Consider the following 11,606-nt stretch of genomic DNA (forward strand, 5'->3'; position numbering starts at 1 on the left):
ACAGTACCAGGCGCTACCTGGTACAACGTGAGCGCCCCGCCCTGCCGGCCGGGCGTGGCGGACGTCCCGACCGGCCGTCCGTCCCGCGTGACAGGCGAATTTGGCAATTACCGACATACAGGTATAAAAACTCCTCTAGGTCTTCTCGGGGGAGGTTTCGTATGGCGCTGTCGGCACGCGATCGGTCGGTGCTCAAGGCCATCGCCCGGCAGGTCAGGGAAGAGGACCCCGCGCTGTTCGCGGCCATGTCCCGGCACGGCGCCCGGTCACCGCTGGCCTGGCCGGTGGCGCTGATGGCGTTGTGCCTCGCGGTGTTCGCCGTCGTGCTGCTGCTGTCGGGGTCACCCGACGCCCTGCCGCATACCGTGATCAGGTAATTTCCCCGCCAGGCCCCGTGTCGGCGTCCTCCGCGTAGGGCACGTCACCCAGGGCCGTACGCGCTCGGCGTCGGCCCTTCCTGGGGACTCGCGCGGGGGCACGCATGCGGGAACGACGTCCGCCCTCGAACGGGGTGACGACGGCGGCGCGCCGGACGCAGTCCTCAGCCGCGGGCGGCCTGGGCCTCGGCGCCGCCGTCGCGCTGGTCATGGGGAACGTCGTCGGCACCGGCATCTTCCTGCTGCCCGCCTCGCTGGCCGCGTTCGGCACGGTGAGCCTGGTCTCCATGGTCCTGGTCACCGCGGGCGCCATCGCGATGGCCATCGTCTTCGGCCGGCTGGGCGGGCGCGTACCGGCGGCCGGCGGCCCCTACGCCTACGCGCGGGAGGCGTTCGGGGAGTTCGCCGGGTTCTGGATCGCCTGGTCGTTCTGGCTGACGGCGTGGATCGGCAACGCGGCCATCGCCGTGGCCTGGGTGGGCTACGTCCAGTACCTGGCCCACGGGCTGTTCGGGCTCCACTGGAGCGGCACGCTCGGCTCGATCCTGATCGGCCTGGCCGGGGTGTGGATCCCGGCCGTGGTGAACCTGGCGGGCGTGCGCAACGCGGCCGCCTTCCAGGTGGTCACCACGATCCTGAAGTTCGCGCCGCTGCTGTTCGTGTCGGTGGTGGGCCTGTTCTTCGTGCACAGCGGCAACTACCCCTCGTTCAACGCCACCGGCGGGAGCTGGGTCTCGGCCGTCTCCATGGCGGGCGCGGTGACCCTGTTCATCTACTCCGGCGTGGAGAGCGCGGCCATCGCCGCCGAACGGGTCAAGGACCCCGCCCGCACCATCGGCCGGGCCAGCGTCATCGGCGTGCTGGTCTGCGCCGTCATGTACATCCTCAGCACGGTCGCCGTCATGGGCACCGTGCCGCAGGAGGAGCTGGTCGGCTCCACCGCGCCCTTCGCCGCCGCGCTCGACCACATGTTCGGCGGCACGGGCGGCGGGCTGCTCATGGCCGCCTGCGCGATCGTCTCCGGCATCGGCGCGCTGAACGGCTGGACCCTGCTGGTGGCCGAGATGCCGCTGGCCGCCTCCAAGGACGGCATGTTCCCGCCCGCCTTCGCCGTCGTCACGCGGCGCGGCGCGCCCCTGACCGGCATCCTGGCCGGGACCGTCCTCACCTCGCTCATGCTGCTGGTGGGCTACACCTCCGAGAACGCCTTCGACACGATCGTGTTGCTGGCCTCCTTCACCACCGTCATCCCCTACTTCTTCTCGGCCGCCGCCCAGCTGTTCTGGCTGGTGACCCGGGAGCGGCGGGTCGAGCGGGGGCGGCTGGCCCGCGACCTGGCCGTCGCGGTGCTCGCGCTGCTGTTCTCGTTCTGGATGGCGTACGGCTCCGGCCCCTCGGCCGTGCTCGGCGGGACGCTGATGTTGTTGGTCGGGGTGCCCGTCTACATCTGGCTGAAGGCCAGACACGGGGAGTACGGGCCGCGTGATGTCCGTCGCCCTGAGGGGATATCTGAAAAATGACCTTTCATGTCGATTCAGAGGTGGGCCGGCTGCGTCAGGTCCTGCTGCACAAGCCGGAACTGGCCCTCAAGCGGCTGACGCCGAGCAACAAGGACGCGTTCCTGTTCGACGACGTGCTGTGGGTGCAGCGCGCGGTGGAGGAGCACGAGGAGTTCGAGCAGGTGCTGCGCGGGCGCGGCATCGTCGTCCACATGCTGGCCGACCTCCTTCGGGAGGTGGTCGACATCCCCGAGGCGCGCAAGCACATCCTCGACGCGGTCATCGACGAGCGCTGGCTCGGCCCGGTCGCCATCGACGACATCCGCAACACGCTCGACGGCATGGACGCCGCCACCCTCCAGGTGCACCTGACCGGCGGCATCACCAAGCGCGAGCTGGTCGAGATGGGCTGCGACCCCAAGTCGGTGGCCTTCCACACCACCGCCGAGGACGACTTCATCCTGCCGCCGCTGCCCAACCACCTGTTCACCCGCGACACCTCCTGCTGGATCTACGACGGCGTGTCGATCAACGCGATGCGCAAGAAGGCCCGCATGCGCGAGACGGTCAACCTGGAGGCCGTCTACATGTTCCACCCGATGTTCGCCGCCGGCTTCGACCGGCCCGGCGAGGGCGGCTTCCACTGCTGGCTGCCGGGCCAGGCGATGGCGCCGGCGACCATGGAGGGCGGCGACGTGCTGGTCATCGGGCGCGGCGCGGTGCTGATCGGGATGAGCGAGCGTACGCAGCCGCAGGCGGTCGAGATGCTGGCCCAGCGGCTGTTCAGCGCCGGCTCGGCGACCCGGATCGTGGCGCTGGACATGCCGAAGGCGCGCGCGTTCATGCATCTCGACACGGTCATGACCATGCTCGACGTGGGCGTGTTCACCAAGTACGCGGGGCTCGGGATGTTGCCGGCGTACACGATCGAGCCGGGCGAGACCCGTAAGGAGCTCAGGGTCGTGGACCACCCGCCCGAGGACATGCACAAGGCCATCGCCCGCGCCCTGGACATGGACGACATCACCGTCCTGACCCCGCACCAGGACGTGTACGCCGCCGAACGCGAGCAGTGGGACGACGGCTGCAACGGCCTGGCCGTCGAGCCCGGCGTCGTCGTCGCCTACGAACGCAACACCACCACGAACAACCACCTGCGCGACAACGGCATCGAGGTCATCACGATCCGCGGCAGCGAGCTCGGCAGGGGCCGGGGCGGCCCGCGGTGCATGAGCTGCCCGCTGGAGCGTGACGGCGTCTAGAAGGGGCGACATGGCGTTCAACCTGCGTAACCGCAGTTTCCTGAAGGAGCTGGACTTCACCCCGGAGGAGTTCGGCTTCCTGCTGCACCTGTCGGCTGAGCTGAAGGCCGCCAAGTACGCGGGGATCGAGCGACAGCGGCTCCGGGGCAAGAACATCGCGCTGATCTTCGAGAAGACCTCGACCCGCACACGCTGCGCGTTCGAGGTGGCCGCCCACGACCAGGGCGCGCACGTCACCTACCTCGACCCGGCCGGCTCGCACATCGGGCACAAGGAGTCGGTCAAGGACACCGCGCGGGTGCTCGGCCGGATGTTCGACGGCATCGAGTACCGGGGCAGCAAGCAGTCCTACGTCGAGGACCTGGCGGCGCTGTCCGGCGTGCCGGTGTGGAACGGCCTGACCGACGAGTGGCACCCCACGCAGATGCTGGCCGACATGCTCACCGTCCAGGAGCACACCGACAAGCCGCTGCGCGAGGTGTCCCTCGCCTACCTGGGGGACGCGCGCAACAACACCGGCCACTCGCTGCTGGTCACCGGCGCGCTGCTCGGCCTGGACATCCGCCTCGTCTCCCCGCCGTCGCTGCGGCCCGACCGGGACCTCGCGGTCGGGCCGGCCGTGGAGCTGGCGAAGTCCACCGGCGCCCGGATCACCCTCACCGACGACGTGGCCGAGGGCGTCAGGGGCGCCGACTTCCTCTACACCGACGTGTGGGTGTCGATGGGCGAGCCGAAGGAGGTGTGGGACGAGCGCATCAAGCTGCTGCTGCCGTACCAGGTGAACGAGGCGGCGATCCGGGCCACCGGCAATCCGGACGTGAAGTTCATGCACTGCCTGCCCGCCTTCCACGACCGGGAGACGAGCGTCGGCGCCGACATCTACGCCAAGACCGGCCTGGAGGCCCTGGAGGTGACCGACGACGTCTTCGAGTCGCCGCGCTCCATCGTCTTCGACGAGGCCGAGAACCGGCTGCACACCATCAAAGCGGTCATGGTCGCAACCCTGGGGGACTGAATGCGGGTCATCGTCGCACTCGGCGGCAACGCGGTGCTCAAGCGCGGTCAGAAACCGGACGCCGACGTCCAGCGGGACAACATCGCAACCGCCGTCAGGACACTGGCCCAGCTCGCCGACAAGCACGAGCTGGTCATCACTCACGGGAACGGCCCCCAGGTCGGCATGCTGGCGCTGGAGAGCGCCGCGGACCCCAGCCTGAGCCGCCCCTACCCGTTCGACACGCTGGGCGCGCAGACGCAGGGCATGATCGGCTACTGGATGCAGCAGGCGCTGCAGAACGCCCTGCCCGGCCGCCAGGTGCTGGCCATGGTCACCCAGACCCTGGTCACCGCCGTCGACCCGGCCTTCGCCGACCCCACCAAGTTCGTCGGCCAGGTCTACGAGGAGGACGAGGCCCGCAAGCTGGCCGCCGAGTACGGCTGGACGGTCAAGCCCGACGGCCAGTACTGGCGCCGCGTCGTCCCTTCCCCCACCCCGCAGCGCATCGTGGAGACCCGGCTGATCCGCAAGATGATCCGCGAGGGCGTCGTGGTGATCTGCGCGGGCGGCGGCGGCATCCCGGTCGTACGCGACGAGCGCGGCCGGCTGACCGGCGTCGAGGCCGTCATCGACAAGGACCTCACCGCCTCGATGCTGGCCGAGGCGCTGGAGTGCGACGCCTTCCTCATCCTGACCGACGTCCCCCGGGTGATGCGCGACTTCGGCGCGCCCGGCCAGACCGAGATCGCCCACACCACCCCGCACGAGCTGCGCGGCCTGAGCTTCCCGGCCGGCTCGATGGGGCCGAAGGTGGACGCGGTGTGCCGGTTCGTCGAGACCACCGGCGACATGGCCGCCATCGGCAGCCTCGACGACGCCGAGGACATACTCACCGGCTCCGCGGGCACCATCGTCACGCCCAATGGGATGTGGCCGCTGACGAGCACCCTCTAGGAGACCGACGTGACACTGGCCGCACGGCTGCTGCGCACCAAGCCGACCGAGCGCATCGTGGCCGAGGGCGGGCAGGGCGAGGGCGGCGAGCTGCGGCGCACGATGACGTTGTGGCAGCTCACCCTGTTCAGCGTCGGCGCCACGCTGGGCACCGGCATCTTCGTCATCCTCGGGCAGGCGGTGCCCAAGGCCGGGCCCGCGGTGGTGCTGGCGTTCGTGCTGGCCGCGATCACGGCGCTGTTCTCCGCCCTGTCCTACGCCGAGCTGGCCGGCACGATCCCGGTGTCCGGGTCGTCCTACTCCTACGCGTACGCGACGCTGGGCGAGCTGGTGGCGTGGGTGTGCGGCTGGTGCCTCATGCTGGAGTACGCGGTGTCCGTCGCGGCCGTGGCGGTGGGGTGGGGCGAGTACCTCAACGCGTTCCTGCGCAGCCTGTTCGGCTGGACGCTGCCGGCGGCGATCACCCACTCCCCCGGCCAGGACGGCGGCGTCGTCAACGTCACCGCGATCGTCATCGTGCTGCTGGCCACCTGGCTGCTGCTCTACGGCGCCTCGGAGTCGGCCACGGCCAACGCCGTGTTCGTGCTCATCAAGATCGCGGTGCTGGTGTTCTTCTGCGCGGTGGCGTTCACGGCGTTCGAGGCCGGGAACTTCACCCCGTTCGCCCCCCTGGGCGTCGCCGGGATCACCGCGGCCGCCTCGCAGGTGTTCTTCTCCTACATCGGCTTCGACGCCGCCTCCACCGCCGGCGAGGAGGCCAGGAACCCCAAGCGCGACCTGCCGCTGGCCATCCTGTTGTCCCTGGCCATCGTCACCACCGTGTACGTCCTGGTCGCCGTGGCCGCCATCGGGGCCAAGCCGTGGACGGAGTTCGACCCGGAGAGCACCGAGGCGAGCCTGTCGCAGATCGTCGACCAGGCCACCGGCGCGACCTGGCCCGGCCTGATCGTCTCCTTCGGCGCGGTGATCGCCATCGCCAGCGTCGTGCTCACAGTCATCTACGGCCAGACCCGCATCCTGTTCGCGATGTCCCGCGACGGGCTCATCCCCCGCGTCTTCCAGCGGGTGAACCCGCGCCACCAGGTGCCGGTCGCCAACACGCTGATCGTGGCCCTGTTCATCTCGGTCCTGGCCGGGCTGGTGCCGCTCGGGCAGCTCGCCGAGGCCACCAGCATCGGCACCCTGTTCGCCTTCTTCATCGTCAACGTCGGCGTGCTGGTCCTGCGCTACCGCAGCCCCGAGCTGCCCCGCAGCTTCCGTACGCCGCTCTTCCCCCTCACCCCGGTGCTCGGCGCGCTGTTCTGCGTCATCGTCATGGCCGGGCTGGCGGGCGTCACGTGGGCCGCCTTCGGCCTGTGGATGCTGCTCGGCCTGATCTGCTATTTCCTGTACGGCTACGGGCATTCGCGGCTGAATGCCGAGGTGCGGTGACATGAAGTTCGACAAGGTGCTGGCTGGCTACATCGCCGAGCCGCGGAGCATGGACGGGCTCGCGCTGGCCGTCCTGCTGACCCGGCAGACCGCGGGCAGCCTGACGGTGGCGACCGTCCAGCCGCCGGTGGCGACCACGCCCGGCCCCGCCCGCGCCGACGAGGGCGCCTGGCGGGCGTACCTGCGCGAGCAGGCCGAGAACGCCCTCGCCCAGGCCCGCGAGCTGGCCGGCGACCAGGCCGAGTACGTGCGCAACACCAACAAGGGCAGCGGCCGCGGGCTGGTGGAGGTCGCGCGCAGGCTCGGCGCGGACGTCGTGGTGATCGGCTCGGCGCCCGGCGGCGGCCGGTTCCGCATCACCGTCGGCAGCACCGCCGACCAGCTCCTGCACTCCTCGCCGGTGCCCGTGCTGCTGGCGCCGCGCGGCTACGGCGACGAGCCGCCGGCCGCCTTCGAGCGCATCACCGTCGCCTACCGCCGCGGCCCCGGCGCCGACGCCGCCGTCAAGGGCGCGGCCAAGGCGGCCGTCACCCTGAACATCCCGCTGCGGCTGGTCACGCTGGTGCTCAGGACCGGCCGCCGCGTCAGGATCGAGGAGGAGATGCTCGTACGGCTGCGCGACCAGGCCGCGGCGGACCTGCGTGCGGCGGCACGGGGCCAGCGGCGCAGGCTCCAGGTCGAGGTGGAGCTCCTGGAGGGCCGGAACGTGGCACAGGCCCTCGGCACGACCACGTGGCTGCCCGGCGAGCTGATCGTGTGCGCCTCCAGCGAAGCCGGGCCGCTGCGGCGGGTGTTTCTGGGCGACACGTCCATCAAGATCGTCCAGGCCGCGACCTGCCCGGTCATGATTCTGACCCGCGAGACCTGACGTTCGATTTCACTCGTCAAACTATGACGAAGTAGTGTGGCCATCGGTACAAGAGGGGCGTTTGTTGCGTTCCCTCCCGGACCGGATTCGGCATCTTTTTTCCAATCAGCTTGACCTTAGGCTCCCACCCCTTTACCGTCACTGTGCGTAACCACACCGCGCGGCGTTCTGGGGTAAACCCAGGGCCACGGCTACCGATGGTGCCGAGCCTGGCACCGTACCCCCCGGTGGCTGGGGCATATGCCGCAAGGGAGCACAATCTACTGAGAGCGCTACATACGAGAGCCGGGGGGCCAACACGATGCCGTCTGAGTACGCAAAGTCGCTGGGTGCACGACTCCGCGCCATCCGCACCCAGCAGGGCCTGTCCCTGCACGGAGTCGAAGAGAAGTCGCGCGGCAGGTGGAAAGCCGTGGTCGTGGGCTCTTACGAGCGTGGCGACCGAGCTGTCACGGTGCAGAAACTTGCCGAGCTTGCCGACTTCTACGGGGTGCCTGTCTCCGAGCTGCTGCCCGGAGGCGCCGCGCCGAGCCCGCTCGGGCCGACTCCCAAGCTTGTGATCGACCTGGAGCGCCTGGCGACACTGCCGAAGGAGAAGGCCGGAGCTCTTGCCCGTTACGCCGCCACCATCCAGAGCCAGCGTGGCGACTACAACGGCAAGGTCCTGTCGATCCGCCAGGAGGACCTGCGCTCGTTGGCCGTGATTTATGACAAGTCGCCCAGCGAGTTGACCGAGGAGCTCATCAGCTGGGGCGTGCTCGACGCTGAGGCCCGCAGGGCCGTCGAGTCGTTCTAGGTTTCACCGCTTCACCCCCGAAGGGCCCGTCAATTCCCCTGGCGGGCCCTCCGTCATACCAGGGCGCCTTCGCAGGAGAACTCCCCGCACGGAGCAACGGCGATCATCACGACGCCACCTCGAAGGCGCCCACGTACGCCACCGACGCCACCTCGAAGGCGCCCACGTACGTCATCGGCCTCGCGTATGCCGGCAAGGACGCGGGCGTGCGTCAGCGCCGGCCGCCTTTCCTCGCGTCGTCGGCCTGCTGGACCCCGCCACCCACGCCCCTCCGCGCGGCGGCCTCGCCTGGAGAGCCGGGCGGCGGGGTCAGCCCGCCAGCGGGACCTCTGCGGGAAGCTGGGGCTGGACGGGCACGCCGAGCAGGTCTTCCACCGTGGACACGAACGTCTCGGCCTCGGCCAGGATCTCGTCGGCGTCGGCCGCGCTGATGCCGCGGACCACGCCCGCCTCCGCGGCCGCGCGCTTGGCGGCGCTCACGGAGAAGTAGGCGGCCCACTCGGCGAGATGGGGCTCGGCCTCGGGCAGCAGCTCCCACGCGCTGCGCAGGCGGCGCCTGCGGCCTTCCATGGGACGTGGCCGGGCGGCCAGGATCGCCGCCGCCGCTCGGAGGGCCGCCAGGTGGGCGGCCACGTATCGGGATGCCGGGGTGCGGGCGGTGGTCGCCTCCACCAGGCAGGAACGTGAGTCGGTCAAGTGTGCCCGAACCGCAGGCGACAGCCGGGGCCCGGGAGTGTCTCTAGGCCGTGGTGCCATCTTGCGCGCCTCCTTGGAGTCGTGGGCGGCGGCCGGCGTCTCCGCCGGTGAGGCCAACAATCGCAGACGCCACCGACATTTCCGCCGAGCCAGCCGGACGAGGAGCTTCCCCTCTCCCCGTCCGGCCAGGACACGCCCAACTCGTCTCCGCCGACGACGAGGACGCGCCCTTCGCCCGTGGAGCCCGGCCGCGGGGATCGCTTGGGGAAGCGAACGGCCCGCGACCAGGTCCTGGGGTGACGTTGAGCCGCGAGCCTCACCGTCACTAGGTCGAACATAATTTCGATCACGCTCGGTGTCAACCTGTTCCACGAACACAGGTTCGATGACCATGGACGCCAAGCGCCGTTCCGTACCACAACCTCCCCCTGTTCGCGGCACGATCATCAACAGGCGTCCCGGGCAAGGAAAAGCCGCCGCCACCGGAGGACGGTGGCGGCGGCGGAACGGTCAGACCCGCACGGACGCCAGGCCAGGAGACGGACCAGGCGCCAGGTCGGAGGTTGGGCAGAACGCCAGGTCAGGAGACGGACAGGGCGCCGGACGGGCACAAGGACACCGCGCGCCGCACGGCCTCCTCCTGCCCCTCCGCGGGAACCTCCTGAAGCAGCACCACCGTGCCTTCGTCCTCACTCTGGTCGAACACCTCCGGCACGGTCAGGGCGCACATGCCCGCCCCGATGCACACCGACGTATCCGCTGTGATCTTCATCGTGACCTACCAAGTGACAGGGAGGCGGTGCACTCCATAGATGCTCATGTCCGAGCGCATCGGCACCTCCTCGGGTGTTACGGCCAAGCGTAGGCCAGGCAGGCGCCGCAGCAGCGCCGGGTACGCGATGCGCATCTCGGCCCGGGCGAGCTGCTGCCCGAGGCACTGGTGGATGCCGTGGCCGAACGTCAGGTGCCCGCCGGCCGGCCGGTGGACGTCGAGGCGGTCGGCGTCCTGGAAGCGGGAGGGGTCGCGGTTCACCGCGGGCAGGTGGAAGGCGACCGAATCGCCCGCCCTGACCAGGTGGCCCTCGATCTCGACGTCCTCCAGGGCGCTGCGCACCGGGCCGAGGTGGATGATCGTGAGGTACCGCAGCAGTTCCTCGACGCCGTTGTCCACCACCGAGGGGTCGTCGCGCATGGCGGCGAGCTGGTCGGGGTTGGTGAGCAGCGCGTACGTCCCCAGCCCCAGCATGTTGGCGGTCGTCTCGTGCCCGGCCACCAGGAGCAGGAACGCGACCCCGGTCAGCTCCTCGTGCGTCAGCTCCCCGCTCTCGACGAGCCCGCTGAGCAGGTCGTCGGCCGGCTCCACCCGCTTGCGCCCGATCAGCCCCGACAGGTACGCCCCGATCCGGGAGAACGCGGCCATGGCGTCGTCGGCCTTGGTCTCCAGGTTGACCAGGACCTTGGTGTCCTCCTGGAACTCCGCGCGGTCCTCGTACGGCACCCCCAGCAGCTCGCAGATCACCAGCGACGGGATCGGCAGCGCGAAGGACTGCACCAGGTCGGCGGGCGGTCCGGCGGCCTGCATGGCGTCCAGGCAGGAGCCGGTGATCTCCTCGATCCTCGGTTCGAGCTCCTTCATCCTGCGGACGGTGAACTGTCCCATGAGCAGCTTGCGGAAGCGCGTGTGGTCGGGCGCGTCCATGCGCAGGAAGAAGCCGGGGGGCACCTCCCGCTGGAACTGCATGCGCGAGGGCACCACGGGGTGGTGGTTCTCGGGGCGGTTGCTGAAGCGGGGGTCGGCCAGTATCGAGCGGGCCGCCGAGTAGCCGGTGACCAGCCAGCCGAGGTGGCCGTCGGCGAAGGTCAGGCGATGCATCGCCCCCTGTTGTCGCAGCGCCGTGGCTTCGTCCGGCGGGTCGAACGGCCGCCGGCGGGCGGTGGGAAAGGTCAGTTCGGACATGCTGCGGCTCCTTTCCGAGCTCGCTCTCCAGAAAACCTCATTCGATGCAAAACTTCAATGCATGAAATTCGTTTACCGGTGTAGAGTTCCGTCATGGTGGGACTGCGGGAGCGCAAGAAGCAGCGCACGCGCCGGGCGCTGATCGAGGCCGCGCTCCGGCTGTTCGACGAGAAGGGCTACGAGGAGACCACGCTGGCGGAGATCGCCGCGGCGGCCGAGGTCTCCACGCGCACCTTCTTCAGCTACTTCGCCAGCAAGGAGGACGTGCTCTTCTACGACTCCGAGTACGGGATCGAGCGCGCGCTGGCGTTCATGGCCGCGCCCGCGCCCGGCCAGGAGCCGGCCGGCCTGCTGCGCGACTTCATCGTGGGCACGCTGTCGGCGTCGGGCGAGGGCCAGGAAGTCTGGTCCGAGCACGTCTCGCTGCGCCTGCGGCTCATCATGAGCGAGCCGCCGCTCCAGGCGCGGGCGCTGCACCTGCTGTACGACAGCCAGCTCCGGCTCGCCCGGGTGCTGCGGGAGGCCTACCCCGACCGGCTCGACCCGGTCGAGGCCGCGGCGGTGGTGGGCGCGCTGATCGGCGCGGTGAAGCTGGCCGTGATGTCCACGCTGGCCGACGGCCTCACGGTGGAGGAGGCCCGCGACGCCGCCCGCCGGGCCGCCGACGTCGCCCTGCACGGCCTCTCCCGCTAGCTCGGCCCCGGTGGCGCGGCCCGGGTGGCGCGGGGCCGCGGCGGTCTGACAGGCTGGCCGCACGGGAAGGCTGCGT

12 protein-coding genes are annotated in these 11,606 nt (G+C 70.3%); 9 read left to right on the plus strand and 3 right to left on the minus strand.

Annotation, left to right across the window (positions count from 1 at the left end):
- Positions 1-161 precede the first annotated feature (161 nt).
- From IEZ27_RS16240 to bldD, 8 genes are all read left to right on the plus strand, one after another.
- Positions 162-377 (plus strand): DUF3040 domain-containing protein, encoded by a 216-nt coding sequence (locus tag IEZ27_RS16240; protein ID WP_125630585.1) that lies wholly within the window; start codon positions 162-164, stop codon positions 375-377.
- 104 nt (positions 378-481) lie between these two features.
- On the plus strand, positions 482-1,897 hold the full coding sequence (locus tag IEZ27_RS16245; protein WP_189647974.1) for an amino acid permease: 1,416 nt from the start codon (positions 482-484) through the stop codon (positions 1,895-1,897).
- Positions 1,894-3,138: an arginine deiminase gene (locus IEZ27_RS16250; protein ID WP_189647975.1), complete on the plus strand. Its 1,245-nt coding sequence runs from the start codon at positions 1,894-1,896 to the stop codon at positions 3,136-3,138. Before IEZ27_RS16245 ends, IEZ27_RS16250 begins: the two co-directional genes overlap by 4 nt.
- A 10-nt stretch (positions 3,139-3,148) precedes the next feature.
- Positions 3,149-4,153 (plus strand): ornithine carbamoyltransferase, encoded by a 1,005-nt coding sequence (gene argF / locus IEZ27_RS16255; protein ID WP_125630591.1) that lies wholly within the window; start codon positions 3,149-3,151, stop codon positions 4,151-4,153.
- Positions 4,154-5,089 (plus strand): carbamate kinase, encoded by a 936-nt coding sequence (arcC, locus tag IEZ27_RS16260; protein ID WP_125630593.1) that lies wholly within the window; start codon positions 4,154-4,156, stop codon positions 5,087-5,089. It begins immediately after the preceding gene.
- Positions 5,090-5,098: 9 nt separating this feature from the next.
- Positions 5,099-6,520 carry an amino acid permease gene (locus IEZ27_RS16265; protein WP_189647976.1) on the plus strand — a complete coding sequence of 474 codons (1,422 nt, stop codon included), beginning with the start codon at positions 5,099-5,101 and terminating at the stop codon, positions 6,518-6,520.
- A gap of 1 nt (position 6,521) precedes the next feature.
- The gene (locus tag IEZ27_RS16270) at positions 6,522-7,388 is read left to right on the plus strand and encodes a universal stress protein (RefSeq protein ID WP_189647977.1); all 867 of its coding nucleotides are present in this window, start codon (positions 6,522-6,524) and stop codon (positions 7,386-7,388) included.
- Between the two features lie 301 nt (positions 7,389-7,689).
- Positions 7,690-8,184 carry a transcriptional regulator BldD gene (gene bldD / locus IEZ27_RS16275; RefSeq protein WP_026214021.1) on the plus strand — a complete coding sequence of 165 codons (495 nt, stop codon included), beginning with the start codon at positions 7,690-7,692 and terminating at the stop codon, positions 8,182-8,184.
- A gap of 309 nt (positions 8,185-8,493) precedes the next feature.
- On the opposite strand, the gene IEZ27_RS16280 is transcribed toward bldD, so the two are convergent.
- The 3 genes from IEZ27_RS16280 to IEZ27_RS16290 all read right to left on the minus strand — a co-directional run bounded on the left by IEZ27_RS16280 (position 8,494) and on the right by IEZ27_RS16290 (position 10,837).
- The gene (locus tag IEZ27_RS16280; protein WP_229824032.1) at positions 8,494-8,880 is read right to left on the minus strand and encodes an SAV_6107 family HEPN domain-containing protein; all 387 of its coding nucleotides are present in this window, start codon (positions 8,878-8,880) and stop codon (positions 8,494-8,496) included.
- 580 nt (positions 8,881-9,460) lie between these two features.
- On the minus strand, positions 9,461-9,652 hold the full coding sequence (locus IEZ27_RS16285; protein ID WP_125630602.1) for a ferredoxin: 192 nt from the start codon (positions 9,650-9,652) through the stop codon (positions 9,461-9,463).
- A gap of 6 nt (positions 9,653-9,658) precedes the next feature.
- Positions 9,659-10,837 (minus strand): cytochrome P450, encoded by a 1,179-nt coding sequence (locus IEZ27_RS16290; protein ID WP_189647978.1) that lies wholly within the window; start codon positions 10,835-10,837, stop codon positions 9,659-9,661.
- Between the two features lie 93 nt (positions 10,838-10,930).
- On the opposite strand from IEZ27_RS16290, the gene IEZ27_RS16295 reads away from it, so the two are divergent.
- Positions 10,931-11,530 (plus strand): TetR/AcrR family transcriptional regulator, encoded by a 600-nt coding sequence (locus IEZ27_RS16295; protein WP_189647979.1) that lies wholly within the window; start codon positions 10,931-10,933, stop codon positions 11,528-11,530.
- The last annotated feature ends 76 nt before the right edge of the window (positions 11,531-11,606 follow it).

Origin of the sequence: Nonomuraea spiralis (genome assembly GCF_014648435.1) — a bacterium.
In the GTDB taxonomy this organism is placed as follows: Bacteria; Actinomycetota; Actinomycetes; order Streptosporangiales; family Streptosporangiaceae; genus Nonomuraea; species Nonomuraea spiralis.